Raw genomic sequence first — 16257 nt, 5'->3', positions numbered from 1 at the left:
TACAGAAAATTTGGTTAATTAATCCAAAATTTGCACAAAAGAAAACCACATTCTCCTTAGTCATAGAATGTGGTGATATCATAGAAACATAAAGGACAAGTTAAATTGGCACGTCAGTTAAAGACGTTCTTCTTCTGCTCTGGTTTCTTCTCTGTTTTCATACCAATTGGTAATTTGAGTTACAATCGCAAAGACGAGAAAAAAATTCATTGCCCACACGTTGATGAACGGGGCAATCCCGCCAAATTCGATGGTTTGATAGCCTTTTAGTTTCATTACGATGATTGATTCAACAAAAATCAGAACGAAACCAACTACCCCCGCTATGGCCATTCGAATCATGTTATCCCCCATTCCTTTTCACTAGTTCCGATTTCAAAATAACATTATATTACAAAATATTCAATCATTTAAAACTAATAATAATACAGACAAATGTCATCCACCAACGATATAAATCACAATCTATGTATACATTTTTCTGGTAAATCCTTAAAATTTACTTATTAATCCATCCTATGCAGTTTTTATAAGAAATATTTTCCAATTTCAAAAAAACAAGCTGTATGTCCTCCATCATAATGGATTCATACAGCTTGTTTTATATGATCGTGTAGTGACCCCACTCTATTGGCAATAGCGAATGATAGGGCTCTGATAAAAAACGATCATCAACCAAAACAATTGTCCCATTATCAAATTCGGAACGAATTAATCTTCCGCCTGCCTGCAGAACTTTATTCATTCCAGGATATACATACGCATAATCGTAACCATTTTTATTTTTTTCGGAAAAATGTTCCTTCATTAAGTTTCGTTCATAGCAAACCTGTGGCAAACCGATCCCGATGACGATAACACCATTTAGGCGATTTCCAACCAAATCGACTCCCTCGGAAAAAATCCCGCCTAAAACAGCGAACCCGAGTAAACTTTCATTAGGCTCGTCTGTAAATGTATTTAAAAAGTTCTCTCGTTCGGCTTCTGACATTCCTTGATTTTGAACAATAGTCTTTGTAGTTTGGTCATATTTTTTATATTCATCATAGACAGCTAACAAATATTGATATGAAGGGAAAAAAATTAAATATTTACCTGGTCGACTCAGAATTAACGATTGTGTCATCGTGACAATTTTTGCTAACGAACGCTCCCGATCCTTATACCTAGTTGATAATGGGTTAATAAACACATCAAGTTGTTCCTGTTTAAAGGGAGATGAAATCAAAAGGTGAAAATCCTCCGAAGTTCCACCTAAAATATCAATATAATAGGAGATGGGTGATAGTGTAGCCGAAAAGAAAACTTTTGATCGGTAGCCCTTACCCTGTTTCTTTAACAATTGGGATGGATCGATACAAAATAATTTAATCCTTACATTCGTTCCTATTGTTTCTCCATAAATAATATAGTGATCATCGAGAAGTTCCGAAATCCTTAAAAACCTTTGAACCTCAAAATACGTTTCGAGAAGATTTGACTCGGCATGGCTCTCATTTAACAAGATTGTCTCTACAGTTCCAATAAATTGTTCCAAAAGCTGAGTCATACCGTCTGGCAATGTAGTGATTGTAAAATCAGCATGATGAGGATTAGTCTTTTTCACTGAAAGGAACAATGAGTTGATTTGTGAACTCACTTGATACAGATTTTGATCATGATTCTTGAACTGTTTCTTTATTTCTAAAAATGGGGCTTTGTCAAGTGCTCCAGAAAACATATCCCTGCCGCGGTCCACAAGATTATGTGCTTCATCCACGAGCAAAACCGTTGTATTCTTTTGTTCTTCCATAAGACGTTTTAAAGATACTCGTGGGTCAAAAATATAATTATAGTCACACACGATTACATCAACTGTATAGGCCAAATCGAGCGAAAATTCGAATGGGCAAATTTGAAATTTACGCGCATAGATTTCAATGACTTCTCTGGTCATGCTCATTTCATTTGAATAGATATCAAGTACAGCCTCATTTACTCGATCATAATAGCCCTTTGCAAATTCACATGCATCAGCCTGGCATTTTGTGCTCTCTTTGAAACAAATCTTATCCTTCGCTGTAATCGTCACATGTTTTATCTGAAGACTCTGTCCACGCATCTGTACCATGGCTTCCTCGGCTGTGGTTCTCGTAATGGTTTTTGCGGTCAAATAAAAAATTCGATTGCATAGACCTTCACCGATTGCTTTGACAGCAGGAAATAAGGTTGACATCGTTTTACCAATTCCTGTTGGTGCTTTCGCAAACAAATTTTTCTCATCTAAAATCGTCTTATAAACTGCACCGGCTAGTTTCCGCTGACCTGTCCGATACTTTTCAAATGGGAATGCCAGTTGCTTGATACTCTTATTTCTGTTTATTATATGCTCCTGCTGTAAGCGCGCATATGGAGCATATGCACTTAACAATTCAAACACAAAATCCTCAAGATTAGCGAATGAATAACGCAGACGCAATCTCCGTGTTTCTTCTGTATCGACATGTATATAAGTCAATTGTACATAAACATCAGTTATCTTACGTTCTGCGCAAATCATATAAGCATATAATTTGACCTGCGCCCAATGAACTGGATATCCATTTGGTTCCAAATCTCTGAGTGGCTGTGAAAACGATTTAATCTCATCCACGCAATAACCATCTGACTCTGCTAATAGTCCATCACATCTGCCATCGATTAAGAACCAAAGATCATCAAAAGGAAGCTTCATCGACAAGTAAACCTCCTTTTGATCCCCTTCCTGGTATGTTTTTTGGATTTTTTGGTGCAACCTCGTCCCGTCTACCCTCGACCCTTGTGAGCGAAAACGCACATCAATGTTACCACTGGAATACACATACTCCACCAAAGCCCTAACTGATAATTGAACCTCTAACGCCAAAACCTCACCAGCCTTTATATCAACAATAAGAATGTATGTTCTTATTGTATTATATCAAATCTTTCAAAATAAGTCCCAAACGGCTTATTATCAACATAATTATTTGAAATTTTTATTATATCGAAATAACAATATTCTTTTGAAAAAACTTTCTTTTTCATGATACCCACTCTAAAACATTGGCATTAAAGCATTTATACATTATCAGATAACGTATTACAAATATTTATTTTGACAATAACAAACTATTGAAAGTATTATATTAAAATAACAAGGAGGTTGAAACATGTCAGTTGCAAAAAGACAGAAAATTGTGGATAGTGCCCCAATTAGCGAGCGCCAGCGCATTGTTGACAGTGTGCCACAAACTGGTTTCGTAGGGCATCCTAAAGGACTCTTCACACTTTTCTTCACAGAATTTTGGGAACGTTTCTCCTATTATGGAATGAAAGCGATCCTAGTGTTTTATTTGTATTACGAGGTATCAAAGGGTGGTTTAGGAATAGATCAATCCCTCGCGTTATCCATCACTTCAATTTATGGTTCCCTCGTCTATATGAGTGGTATTATTGGCGGTTGGTTTGCAGACCGTATCTTTGGCCCCTCAAAAGCAGTATTTTACGGTGGAATCTTAATCATGTCCGGGCATATTGCTCTTGCTATACCTGGTAGCTTTACCATGTTCATTATTTCCATGGTTCTAATCGTCTTAGGTACTGGTTTATTAAAACCGAACGTATCAACGATTGTTGGAGAAATGTACAGCGAATCAGATGAGCGACGCGATGCAGGTTTCACCATCTTCTATATGGGTATCAATATGGGAGCTTTCTTGTCTCCGCTTATCGTTGGTTCACTAATGAAGCAAAGTTTCCATTTAGGTTTTGGTGTAGCTGCAGTTGGAATGTTCTTAGGTTTAGTAATGTTTGTATTATCAAAAAAGAAAAACTTAGGTTTAGCAGGTACAAATATTCCAAATCCGCTTTCACCAACAGAAAAGACGAAAGTCTTCACAATGATGGGTATTGGAGTTGCAATTGTCGCAATATTGTGTGCAGTGTTGATTCCAATGGGCATTCTTACATTTACAAGTGTCATTAATCTAGTTACAATTCTTGGTATCATTATTCCAACTTCTTATTTTATTGTGATGTATCGCAGCCCCAAAACAACTGCAGTCGAGCGTTCTCGTTTACTTGCATACATTCCATTATTTATTGCAGCAGTCATGTTCTGGGCAATCCAGGAGCAAGGATCAACCATTCTTGCCACCTACGCAGATAATCGTACGCAATTAAACTTTGCTGGTCTTGAGATTTCACCAGCTTGGTTCCAATCATTAAATCCATTATTTATTATTACGTTTGCGCCACTTTTTGCTTGGATGTGGGTAAAATTAGGGAAACGCCAACCAACGGTGCCGCAAAAATTTGCTTTATCTTTACTCTTAGCTGGAATATCATTTATTGTTATTCTTTTACCAGCAGCCATTGGTGGAACTGATTCATTGGTAAACCCTTTATGGCTTGTATTAAGTATATTAGTTTGTGTCTTTGGTGAATTGCTTTTATCACCTGTAGGTTTATCTGCAACATCGAAACTAGCACCTGCTGCCTTCTCAGCACAAATTATGAGTTTATGGTTCTTAGCAAGTGCAGCAGCACAAGCACTTAATGCTCAATTAGTAAAGTTTTACTCTCCCGAAACCGAAACAGCGTATTTCGGTACAATCGGTGGTGCCTCTATCGTATTAGGTATTATCCTCTTCGTTCTTGCTCCAAAAATTCAAGAGTTTATGAAGGGTGTAAAATAAATAATATAAAGTTAATGAGTGCTGTTCACATGAACAGCACTCATTTTTGTCTTTGAAGATATATATTTTGACCACTACTGTTTTCTAAACAAACCTATCCGTTTTATTTCCTCTAGGTGAATCTCTGAAAGTTTTTCGAGCAATTGAATACCCTGAGGAGTCACTTCAATTAATATGCTTCTGCCATCATCAGGGTTTTTGCTTCGCGTTACTAACCCAACAGTTTCACAACGATCAATCAACCCTACACAAGCATGATGGGTAATTTGAAGCCGTTCAGCCAATTCACTAGCCGTAACATATTCTCTACCCGGATAACCTTTTATTGCGAGAATTAATTGATGTTGCTGCGGTGTTAGGCCAAGGTCGCGAGCAGCAGATTCACTAAATTTTTGGAATTTCCGCAATTGATAGCGAAACTCGGCAAGATATTCGTATACTTCTTTCGTTAAAATCGAAGCCAACCGATTTCCCTACTTTCGTATTAGTATTGATATTTATATCTTGTTGCGATATAATATTAACAAAGAATATATCTTAATGCGATATAAAGTATGTCCATACTGTGAATTTATATACTACTTCATAACTAAAATAGGATGGTGAATCGTAATGGATTTATTACAATTGTTTTCTCCGAATAGCTTAACTGGTGCGATTGTTTTCGCTACAGGTGTATTATGGACTATTTTCCTCAATATTAAAGTTTATCAAACAACAAAATAATACAGTACGAAGAAAAAACCAGGCTGATTCGCCTGGTTTTTTATACTTGTGAAAACTCCTCGATTAATTGTTTAAATCGAATGAGAGTGTTTTCAATTGGCATAGGTGTGGTTAAATCCACACCTGTTTTTTTCAATAACTCTAACGGATAATCACTACTACCGCTTTTTAAAAACTCTAAGTAAGCTGAGAGAGTTTGCTTATCTCCCTCAAAAATCTTTGTTGCCAAATCGATAGCTGATGCAAAACCTGTCGCATATTTATAAACATAGAATGGTCGATAGAAATGCGGAATCCTCGACCAGCCATATTTGACTTCCTCATCGAAAACGACTTCAGGTCCATTGTACTCCCTAAAGAGAGTTTCATATATATCGTTAAATATCTCAACATTTAGGGGCTTCCCTTGTTCAGCTAATTCATGAGTGATCTTCTCGAACTCAGCAAACATTACTTGAGTGAAAAATGTCCCCTTAAACTTATCAATAAAATGGTTTAATAAATACTTCTTGAGTTCCTCGTTTTGTTCATGCGCAATTAAATAATTCATCATGAGGACCTCATTTACTGTAGAAGCAACCTCAGCGACAAAAATACTATAACGTGCTGTAATTTGCGGCTGGTGTTGTGAACTAAGCTTACTATGTACTCCATGGCCGCACTCGTGAACTAAGGTAAATAGACTATCCAAATCATCTTGGTGATTTAAGAGGATAAATGGATGAACACCATAAACTCCAAGATTATAGGCTCCTGATCGTTTTCCAGGAGTTTCTCTAACATCAATATAGCGGGATGCTCTGAACTCTTTTAATGCTTCAACATAATCTTCGCCCAGCGGAGCTAAGCCTTTTAACATTAATTCGTATGCCTCATCATATGAAATCTCTTTTTTTACTCCCTTTACAAGCGGCACGCTCATGTCATACTGACGCAAGTCATCTTGCCCAAGCTTCGCCTTACGAATGCTTGTATAATGATGTAGTGGAGTAATATTTTCCTTCGTGGCCTTTATGAGGTTTTCATATACTTCTTTTGGAACCTTGTCTCCAAATAATGCTTTTTCTAAGGCAGAAGGATAATTTCTAAGCCGTGCTAATGTTACATTATTTTTAATTGCAGCGGACAATGTCGAAGCAATTGTGTTTTTCGCAGCAATATAGGGTTTGTAATAGGCTTTGTACGCCTCCATTCGCTTGCTTCGATCTTCATCCTCAATTAATTTAGAATACAATCCCCTTGTTAGTTCAATCTTTTCATCATTCTCACCTGTTACTTCGCCAAATTTAATATCTGCATTATTAATCATCCCAAATGTTGTCGCAGGTGCAGATAGAGCTTCGCCTAGCTGTGAAAGTACCGCCTCTTGCTCACTCGTTAATACATGGTGTTTATAACGAAATGAATCAAACAAATCCTCTGCAAAATAATCAAGTCCTTTTTCTTCCGCGATATAACCTTTTAACGTGTCCTCATCCAGGCTTAATAAAAATGGCATGAAGAAAGAGGTTGCTCCACTGAACTTTACACTTAATCCCTTCATTCGGTCGAGGAGACTTTGTGAAGAAGTATCTCGTGTATCTTCATCAGCTTTAAGCATGCAATAAGCGTATAGATGATTAAATGTGTAGGAGAGTTGCTCTGATTGCTTCAGGTATTGATACAGACTTTTGCCATCATGAATCGCCCCATCAAATTTCTTCAATTCCGGAATAATATTTTCAACTTTAGTAAAGTCTTTCTCCCATTTATCAATGTCTGTATATAAATCAGCTAAGTTCCAAGTTTCTTCGATAGGTACTTCTGTTCTTGAGTTATAGGTTTTCATAGTCTCCTCCTTTAAACATATTTGATTAAATTTTAACCTAACAACCAATAATCATCTATCTTTATGCTTGTTTTATCCAATTCATGCTAAAAATATAGCCCGCACTGCGTTTGCGTTGCGGGCTTAGTGTTATGGTAGTTCGCTTATTTTTTCAACGATGGGCGTTCTTTTTTTAGCTTCTGGGATTTCTTCAGGGTAGCCTACGCCAAACACCCCGATCACATCAACATCCTCATTTACAGCTAAAAGTGTGCGATTCTTAGGGGTGATTCCAACCGAGGACCAAAATGTACCGACCCCCTCTGCCCAGGCTGCAAGCATAAAGTTTTCGATAAAACATGAGGTAGCCGAGCGGTTTTCCTCACGTTCCACTTCATTTTTCCCATGTTTCGATAATACTGCAAAGACGATGGGTGCTCCACCAAAGTTAGTCTTGTGATTAATACTCGAACGTGTCTCTGGCCCAATAAACACGATCTCCCATGGCTCTGTGAGCCGATGGTTTGGTGCCATTGAGGCAGCTGTTAACCAAGCTATGATTTTATCTCGTTCAACTTGTTCTGGTTTGAATTTTTTAATAATGCGACGGGTGTTTATAACCTCGATGATCTCCACTAAACATCCCTCCTCATAATAACGTATGCTATTACGATTATTGGGTGTTTGACCACCAGCCTATACCCATACAAACAAAAAACGATTCCTCACATGAAGAATCGTTACAAATTTATATAGTTGCAATGTTAAAGGATGGGGTTGATTACAAATTGAGTTGATTGGAGCGGAAGGCACGAAGACTCCTGCAGGAGTAGCTGGTATGGGAGACCCCGCAGGCGCGAATGCGCCGAGGAGGCTCCCAACTAGCCCTGCGGAAAGCGAAGTGCCTGCAGCGGAAATCAACATTTTTACCTTGCTATATTTTGGTTAAAATAATTCCGAGCAGGGCTGAAAAAATTCCAACAACTTGATAAGATTTCAACGTTTCTTTATATATGAAACAACCGACGAAGATGACAATCAAACAATTTAAACTAACTAACGGAAAAACAATACTCGCGACACCCGTTTTCAATGCAAAAAAATAGCAACTATAGCCAATAATACTTAATAAACCTACTAAACCACCAAGCTTGATGACGGGTAGTACAATTTTTTCTCGATTTGAAAGCATTAAAACGAGCAAATAAGTACAACCTCCACCATATAATGAGATTAAAATATTTAACGAGCTAATATGTAAAACGGAAGATAATTTCATCAGAACACCCAATATTCCAAACGACAAAAACGCCAAGATAATTCTGAATAACCATGCTGAATAATTCGTGTTCATTTTTAATTGTTTAGGCGTATATTGAATCGTAATAACCGAGGATAAAATTAACAAGATGCCAAGCCATTGAACGGTTGAAATCTGCTCATGAAAAATAAGTCCTGCACTTAATACGGGAAAGATGGCATTAGCTGAAACAATAGGTGCAGTTAAACTCGCTGGCCCATTATCATATGCTTTTGACATTTGAATATTTCCGTTCGTATTTAATATCCCAATCGTCGCACCAAGCACAATCGTAATGACATTCAATTTTAACGATCCGGTACTGATTGCGTAAGCTGTTGTGAGTATAAACGCTGTAAAATAAAAGAAAAATTGCAGATGAACTTTGGAAAATCCCTTTTGTGTGCTCCATTTAAAAATTGCATTGTTGATGCCGAAACAAACAGTTGTTAACATTGCTCCCAAAAACCACATATCCACTTTCCTCGCAAACTGTATAAAGAATGATGTTTTCTAACACTATATTAGTATAATCATTTAATAAGGCCGAGGAAAGAAAAAATGTGAGAAAGAATCTTTGGTCATATCCTTGACTTTTTATAAAAAAGTAGTATGATAGTCTCTTGTGCAACGATTCTTTATATAAAATGACGGTTGCTCATCTTTTAACAAAATTACCATTTCCTACATCAATTAGTTCAAATAACGTATTTAAAAAACATAAAAACTATGCCATAATTATGTGCTAGAAGGTAGGTGCTTATATGAATAACGTCGTTCAAAAAGGTCAAATTATTTTAAACAAATATATTGGCTTTTTCTTTATGGCGGTAATCCTTTTATGGATTAAAACGTATTTAATTCAGCTCACACAGTTTGACTTAGGTATTGAAAATACGATTCAAAAATTTCTTTTGTTTTTAAATCCATTAGGATCTTCGATATTGTTTTTAGGATTAGCGTTAATTTTTAAAGGAAGAAAGAAATACACCTTCCTGATGATTAATTATTTCATTATGAGTTTTCTGCTATACGCCAATGTCCTATACTACCGTTTCTTTAACGATTTTATTACATTACCGACTTTGACGCAGACACAAAACTTTGGCGATGTAAGTACAAGCGTTACTTCATTATTAAAGCCTTACGATGTTTTGTTTTTTGTTGATTTTCTTATCTTACTAGTATTGCTATCATTGCGTTTTATAAAAGTGGAAGCAAAAGATATAACACGTCGTAAAGTTGCAGCCCTGTTTACATTAGCACTCGGAATTACATGTGCAAACCTTGGACTAGCTGAAGCTGACCGTCCACAGCTTTTGACACGTGGCTTTGATCGAAACTATATTGTTAAATATTTAGGTATGTATAATTACACAATATACGATGCGGTTCAAAGTACAAAAGCATCTGCTCAACGAGTTTTAGCTGACAGTAACGATATCACTGAAGTCATTAACTTTACAAAATCAAATTATGCAGAGCCTAATCCAACCTATTTTGGTAAAGCTAAAGGCATGAATGTCATATATCTCCATCTTGAATCGATGCAAGAATTTGTCATTAATTATAAACTAAATGGTGAAGAAGTAACACCTTTCTTAAATTCGTTAACTCGAGAGAAAAATACGCTTTATTTTGATAACTTCTTCCATCAAACAGCTCAAGGAAAGACAGCGGATGCCGAATTTATTCTTGAAAATTCTTTATATGGATTGCCTCAAGGTTCCGCTTTTACAACAAAAGGGTTGAATACGTACCAGGCAGCACCGGCAATTTTAGGACAGCAAGGTTACACTTCAGCAGTATTCCATGGGAATTCCGGAAGTTTTTGGAATCGAAATGAAATTTATAAGTCCTTTGGATATCAAAACTTCTTTGATGAAAATTATTATGAAATGACGCCTGAAAGCCTTGCGGACTATGGATTAATGGATAAACCATTCTATGAACAATCAACTGCACTACTAGATAAACTACCGCAGCCTTTCTATACAAAATTTATAACAGTTTCAAACCATTATCCGTATAATATGGCGCAAGAAGATACAACAATTGAAGCAGCGACAACAGGAGATAAGTCAGTTGATCAGTACTTCCAAACAGTAAGATATGCTGATGAGGCTTTAGAGCAATTCTTCAATTACCTGAAAGAATCAGGTTTATATGATAATTCAGTTATCATTATGTACGGTGACCATTATGGAATATCTCAAAATCATAATCAAGCAATGGAACAAGTTCTTGGAAAAGAAGTAAACGCTTTTGAAAGCACTGGTTTGCAACGTGTGCCATTTTTCATCCACGTTCCAGGGATTGAAGGTGGAACTAACCATGAGTATGGTGGACAAATTGACATCCTACCTACCCTTTTACATTTACTAGGGATTGATTCGAAGCAATATGTTCAATTTGGTACAGATTTATTATCAGAACAACATGACGATATCGTTCCATTCCGTAACGGGGATTATGTAAGTTCAACCATTACTTCTATTGATGGAAAATATTATGATTCTGTAACAGGTTTACCATTATCTGAGGACCAACTTGAAGAGGCTAAAAAATACTCGGAGAGTGTTGAGCAAAAATTAGAGCTTTCAGATCGAGTTGTAAATGGAGATTTGTTAAGATTTTACAAACCAGATAATTTTGTCTCAGTTGATCGAGCAAAATATAATTATAACACTCCTGATAATCAACAAGTTAACGAACAATAAGATAAAGCAAGCAGCCTTGGAATTCATCCAAGGCTGCTTTTCTATAATGGTGTTTCTTATACTGCTCGCTTTATAACACCAGCATATTGTGCAGACGTTTTTATTTCTACCGTCAATGTTCCGCCTGGATTATAGGTGGTTGTAATCAAAAATGGTGCACCGGTTGTGTTTTGGAAACGAAAATCAACTCCACCATATGACACGGTCGCATCACGCCCAGATGGGACATATCCTACCGTGACTGAATGGTGATGTAGCTCAATGTAATTTACACCAATCTGATCAACGGCATTATATAAGGTAGATGAAGTTTGGCAAATTCCGCCGCCAATCCCCATAATCAATTGTCCATTTACAGCTTCCTGTGCAGGCTGATAGCCATGTTCTTGATCACTTGGACCAACTGTTGTATTAAAAGAAAAATAATCATTGACTCCTACAATTACATTGTGGATTGCTCCAGCTGAAAGTTCAATATTTTTATTTCGCCCAGTAACACTAGGATTAAAATTTGTGGTATATGTAGCAACAACAACTTCTCCTAAAAATGGAACATCATCTGGATTGTAACTACTTTCTTGAATGGTAAGAGGTAGTTCAATATCACCACCCTTAGAAGATGCAGAGAAGATTCGGTTCACAAGTTCCTCTTCCTCAAGGACTACTCGAGGATTACCTTTAACAATTTGTCCATCTGGTCCGATTCTATCAGGTGTATTTCGTTGGTCATATCCTGGTGTAGTATCATTTCCCCTCGCTAACTCCTGTGCCCATTTTCCAAGCTCTTGTTTATATAATTGATCATTGGAACCAAAGCCCATTTCCTGTGGATTTATCGTCTTGATAACAGCTTTTGTGTTTGGATCCAGGATATTGACGACAATTTCCTCAGGTTCTTCTTTTTTATTTGATTCTTCTCCAGATACCTTCTCCTCTGCCCTCTTTTCTTCCTTGTTAACAGTTCGATTGTATGCCTCTGCTTCTTTGGTGGTATTTCCTGAACAACCTACTAATCCTATTAAACTACTAGCCACAACCATTGCCATGAACCATTTCCGCTTTAACATGTCACATCCTACCTAACCTTTAACAATATTTTCTATCCATAACTAATCGATCAAATTAATGGTAAGAATATTTCCACTTTTCAATTTATTCATTCTTGTATAAAGGTATTCCACCAGGACATGTAAATCCCTTCAACATATAGCGCTATACTTTTAGTCAAAAACTGTAATGAAGACACAAAATTTTTGATGATATTGTATAGATTTGTCCTTTTGTCGGTATTTGTGAGAAATTGAACAAATTTCTTGTCAATTTAAGCGGGTCTTACCATATAGGTCCACTGCGAATTTGCAGAGAACTATTATTTTGTCTGAGATGCGCGCAGAGTTTTCACTGTAAGTACATTGATTACATTTTATTACAATAGTATTTTTCGAAACTTTTTGCTTGATTTTTCTAAATATTATGGTAATCTATGATTACATTCACAAATTTGTCTAAATTGTGAACAATCACCCAAGTATTGTACATCCAGTTTTTTTCAATATAGATAATCGGTTGATAGGAGTGATTTAAGAGGTTAGAACGAGCCATATGTCTCTTTCGTACTCATGTTTTCCTGTTACTGGTCTTTGTGAAAAAAATAAATTTATGGAGTGGATCATATGTATAATTCTCAAAGTGGGTCATATTGTCAAAATTGCGGAAATATAACTTTAGCAAATGATGGAGCAGTAGCAACTAAAAAAAGTGGATTAGCTTATGTGGCGTTGGGATGGCTGTTTTTAGCAATTTCACTCATTTTTATGCCAATTATTTTTGGAGTAGCTGCTTTGGCGATGGGGTTCATGACCTATCATGAGAGAAATGAACTTCACGGTATCATGTTGATGGTATTCGCTGCAACTAGCACCGTTCTAGGTACATTATTTAGCTTTATCGTTTCAGGTACAATGTTTATTTAACTTTAAAAAAGGACATCATCCATCAGATGATGTCCTCTTTATTTGACTTCACTTATTTTTTTATTGCAGTAAACGAAAATATTTCTTAATCTAAACTAAAACGTGATAGAGGTGTTTTAAGGTGAAAATTGCTTGTGTGCAAATGAATATAGCTTTTGCTAAACCCGATAAGAATTACTTGACTATTGAAAATTTCGTCCAAGATGCAGCAGCTGCTGGGAGCGATATTGTCGTTTTTCCAGAGATGTGGAATACCGGTTATGCTTTAACTCAACTTAATAGCCTCGCTGATTGTGACGGTCACAAAACAAAACAATTATTAACCACACTTAGCCGCAGATATAATATTAATATAGTCGGCGGATCAGTCGCCACAAAAAAAGCAGATGGCTTTTATAATACAATGTATGTAAGCAATAAAGCTGGTACAATCGTTGCTGAATATGATAAAGCCCATCTTTTTAGATTAATGGATGAACATCTCTATTTAAATCCCGGAAATAGCAAAAACTTGTTTGAACTATCAGGTACTGTTTGCGCCGGTCTGATTTGTTACGATTTACGATTTCCAGAGTGGTTTCGTAGCCATGTATTAGCAGGTGCTAAAATTATTTTTATCCCTGCTGAGTGGCCAAAGCTACGCATTGACCATTGGCGCCTCCTCCTCCAAGCGCGGGCAATCGAAAATCAATGCTTTATCGTTGCTGTAAATCGAGTCGGTAGTGATCCTAACAATGAATTCAACGGTCACTCAATGATTATTGGGCCATGGGGAGACATATTATTAAGTAATCAGACTGAAGAAGGTTTGTACTATGTTGAATTGGAATTAACCGAGATTGAACAAGTCCGCCAAACTATCCCCATCTTTCAAGACAGACGTACAGACCTATATTGACACTCACTTATTAACGATTCAGAACAATTTTTAAGGGCAAGCTGACAAAATATGTGTAATTGAAAAATCGATAGAGCTTTTTGGTTTCTAGTAACTCCGTATCGGTAATAAGCTTGTTTTGTGACAGCAATCTAATTGAAAGCTGATTGATTTTGATTTCATCATATACTTCTATTTGAAGTTTGATTAAAATCAGACCTACATAAAGGATTAGCACTGTTCCATGTAACACTGGCAAGTTAAATAATAGTGAACCGAGCAATAATGGGATGAATATGTACTTAGCAATGACTGAAATTGGTATAAATAAAAAACGAAAATATTGAAATCTTAAGGCGTGGCATGCCTCGTGACTTCCAACAGCAATAGAATAAATTGTCTTCTTTCCGTAAACATCCGGTCCAAATTGAATTACCTTTAATAAGGGGTCATATAAGTTTTCCCCTATTATTTCTGTTTGGACTATTTTGATATGTCTTTTTTTATTCTTTATCAATATCCATTTAGCAAGTTCGTCTCCGGACATGTTTGATTTCCTAGTTTGCGTTATCAAGTTCGAACACTTTTGCGCTGCGAGTAAATTCAACAAAAAAGATAAGATTGTTATGAAAATAATCACATATGGTGTCAAGCTACTCCCCCCTATTCATTTAATAATGGGTCGAAAGCGGTCACCAAGTTGAATTTTTATAATATTTAGGCTATGGTTTCAATTGAAGTATATTTCTTTCTAAGTGAATTTGTCTATTTTTTTCATATTTTTCTTGTTAATGACTGTATAAGAAAGACAACCTAGTTTAAAATAGACCTTATGGAAAATTTTACAGGATGGAGATTTTCAGAATGAAACTTTTTACAGATATTGATTTAGATGGTCTCGGTTGCGGAATTATTGCCAAACTTGCTTTCGGCGATGAAGCGCACGTATCTTACTGCACTTACCGTGTTCTAAATCAGCGCGTCGAACAATTTATCGACAACCCTGATTTTCATCATACAGAAACTTATATCACAGACCTTGCGGTGAATGAGGCTGTTGAGAAGAAACTTGAGGAACGTCATAAAAAAGGGCATCATATTCAAATGATTGATCATCACGTTACAGCGTTGCACTTCAACGATTACCAATGGGGCCAGGTATTACCTGAATATGAAACAGGCAAAAAAACATGTGCGACTTCATTATTTTATGATCACCTCATTACTAACAACAAAATGCAACGGTTAAAAAGCTTAGAAGAATTTATTGAGCTCGTTAGACAATATGATACATGGGAATGGGACGAAAATAATAACATCACAGCAAAGCGACTTAATGACTTATTTTATATCCTTGAGCGTGAAAAATTTGAGGAAAGTCTTCTCAAACGACTTGTAGATAATCCGGATACATTTTCATTAACAGAAACAGAGAATTTGCTTCTAGATATTGAAGAGAAAAAAATTGATCGTTACATTAACTCAAAAAACAGACAAATGGTTCAAGCGATGATTGATGATTATGCAATAGGCATTGTACATGCTGAACAATATTTGTCAGAACTTGGTAATGCGTTGAATAAGCTTAATCCACATCTTGATATGATTGCTCTCTTAAATGTTGGTACGAAGAAATCTGGTTTTCGGACGATTCATGATCACATTAATGTGTCTGAGTTTGCAAAGGGCTATGGCGGTGGTGGTCACCCAAAAGCTTCCGGTTGTGATTTAAGTAGTGAACTATTCGAAAAATTTGTGGTCAATGTTTTTGGAGTCGTTCCAGCAAAAATAGACGCTGACCGAAATGAACTAAATGTTAAGGAGGCAGCATACGGCACCATTTATGAAAATCGCCGTGGTGAAATTTCATACCTTCACCAAGCTACGACGAATGTTTTTGAAATCATCCATAATGGACGTAAGCTCTCAGAAAGCTTTAATAGTTACGATGATGCTGAAAGATATATCAAACGAAATTTCGTATCATGGTTACGATATGATAACGATAATTTATTTGATATTTCAAGACAATTGCAACTTCCAATCGACCAAGTGAAAAAGAAATATAAAGATCATCTTAAAACATTTATTGCTAAACTTGAAAAAATGAAATAGAACCACTTAAAAGTGAAGGTCGGATAACTTACATTACCCGAC

General features: G+C 36.3%; 13 protein-coding genes. 5 read left to right on the top strand and 8 right to left on the bottom strand.

What is annotated here, in order from left to right; all coding sequences use genetic code 11:
* Positions 1-117 precede the first annotated feature (117 nt).
* Together HHO41_RS08905 and HHO41_RS08900 are read right to left on the bottom strand one after the other, a co-directional pair.
* Positions 118-342, bottom strand: coding sequence for a hypothetical protein (locus HHO41_RS08905; protein WP_169097625.1), 225 nt, complete (start codon positions 340-342; stop codon positions 118-120).
* A gap of 259 nt (positions 343-601) precedes the next feature.
* Positions 602-2713: an ATP-dependent DNA helicase gene (locus HHO41_RS08900; protein WP_348981248.1), complete on the bottom strand. Its 2112-nt coding sequence runs from the start codon at positions 2711-2713 to the stop codon at positions 602-604.
* A gap of 457 nt (positions 2714-3170) precedes the next feature.
* On the opposite strand from HHO41_RS08900, the gene HHO41_RS08895 reads away from it, so the two are divergent.
* A complete protein-coding gene (locus HHO41_RS08895; protein WP_169097621.1) occupies positions 3171-4697 on the top strand; it encodes a peptide MFS transporter in 1527 nt (508 codons plus the stop codon).
* Positions 4698-4771: 74 nt separating this feature from the next.
* Here the strand turns inward: HHO41_RS08895 and HHO41_RS08890 are convergent, their stop codons facing one another.
* The 4 genes from HHO41_RS08890 to HHO41_RS08870 form a co-directional block, all read right to left on the bottom strand.
* A complete protein-coding gene (locus HHO41_RS08890) occupies positions 4772-5161 on the bottom strand; it encodes a MarR family winged helix-turn-helix transcriptional regulator (RefSeq protein WP_169097619.1) in 390 nt (129 codons plus the stop codon).
* A 302-nt stretch (positions 5162-5463) separates the two neighbouring features.
* On the bottom strand, positions 5464-7251 hold the full coding sequence (gene pepF, locus HHO41_RS08885; RefSeq protein ID WP_169097617.1) for an oligoendopeptidase F: 1788 nt from the start codon (positions 7249-7251) through the stop codon (positions 5464-5466).
* A 129-nt stretch (positions 7252-7380) separates the two neighbouring features.
* Positions 7381-7866 carry a nitroreductase family protein gene (locus HHO41_RS08880; protein WP_169097615.1) on the bottom strand — a complete coding sequence of 162 codons (486 nt, stop codon included), beginning with the start codon at positions 7864-7866 and terminating at the stop codon, positions 7381-7383.
* A 298-nt stretch (positions 7867-8164) separates the two neighbouring features.
* Positions 8165-9004, bottom strand: coding sequence for a DMT family transporter (locus tag HHO41_RS08870; RefSeq protein ID WP_169097611.1), 840 nt, complete (start codon positions 9002-9004; stop codon positions 8165-8167).
* 290 nt (positions 9005-9294) lie between these two features.
* Here HHO41_RS08870 and ltaS point away from each other — a divergent pair, with 290 nt between their 5' ends.
* Positions 9295-11250, top strand: coding sequence for a lipoteichoic acid synthase (gene ltaS / locus HHO41_RS08865; RefSeq protein ID WP_169097609.1), 1956 nt, complete (start codon positions 9295-9297; stop codon positions 11248-11250).
* Between the two features lie 56 nt (positions 11251-11306).
* Here the strand turns inward: ltaS and HHO41_RS08860 are convergent, their stop codons facing one another.
* Positions 11307-12317 (bottom strand): VanW family protein, encoded by a 1011-nt coding sequence (locus tag HHO41_RS08860; RefSeq protein WP_169097607.1) that lies wholly within the window; start codon positions 12315-12317, stop codon positions 11307-11309.
* A gap of 606 nt (positions 12318-12923) precedes the next feature.
* Between HHO41_RS08860 and HHO41_RS08855 the strand changes: the two genes are divergently transcribed.
* Positions 12924-13223 carry a hypothetical protein gene (locus HHO41_RS08855; protein WP_169097605.1) on the top strand — a complete coding sequence of 100 codons (300 nt, stop codon included), beginning with the start codon at positions 12924-12926 and terminating at the stop codon, positions 13221-13223.
* 121 nt (positions 13224-13344) lie between these two features.
* Positions 13345-14121, top strand: a complete 777-nt coding sequence (locus HHO41_RS08850; protein WP_169097603.1) for a nitrilase-related carbon-nitrogen hydrolase — start codon at positions 13345-13347, stop codon at positions 14119-14121.
* Between the two features lie 10 nt (positions 14122-14131).
* Here HHO41_RS08850 and HHO41_RS08845 read toward each other — a convergent pair whose 3' ends face one another.
* A complete protein-coding gene (locus tag HHO41_RS08845) occupies positions 14132-14752 on the bottom strand; it encodes a zinc metallopeptidase (protein ID WP_169097601.1) in 621 nt (206 codons plus the stop codon).
* Between the two features lie 212 nt (positions 14753-14964).
* Between HHO41_RS08845 and HHO41_RS08840 the strand changes: the two genes are divergently transcribed.
* Positions 14965-16215, top strand: a complete 1251-nt coding sequence (locus HHO41_RS08840) for a DHH family phosphoesterase (RefSeq protein ID WP_169097599.1) — start codon at positions 14965-14967, stop codon at positions 16213-16215.
* Positions 16216-16257: the final 42 nt, after the last annotated feature.

The sequence above is a fragment of the Bacillus sp. DNRA2 genome (assembly GCF_012843265.1).
GTDB lineage: Bacteria > Bacillota > Bacilli > Bacillales > Cytobacillaceae > Bacillus_BU.
Note: the sequence above shows the minus strand (reverse complement) of the source record. Positions and strands in the feature narration are given on the sequence as shown.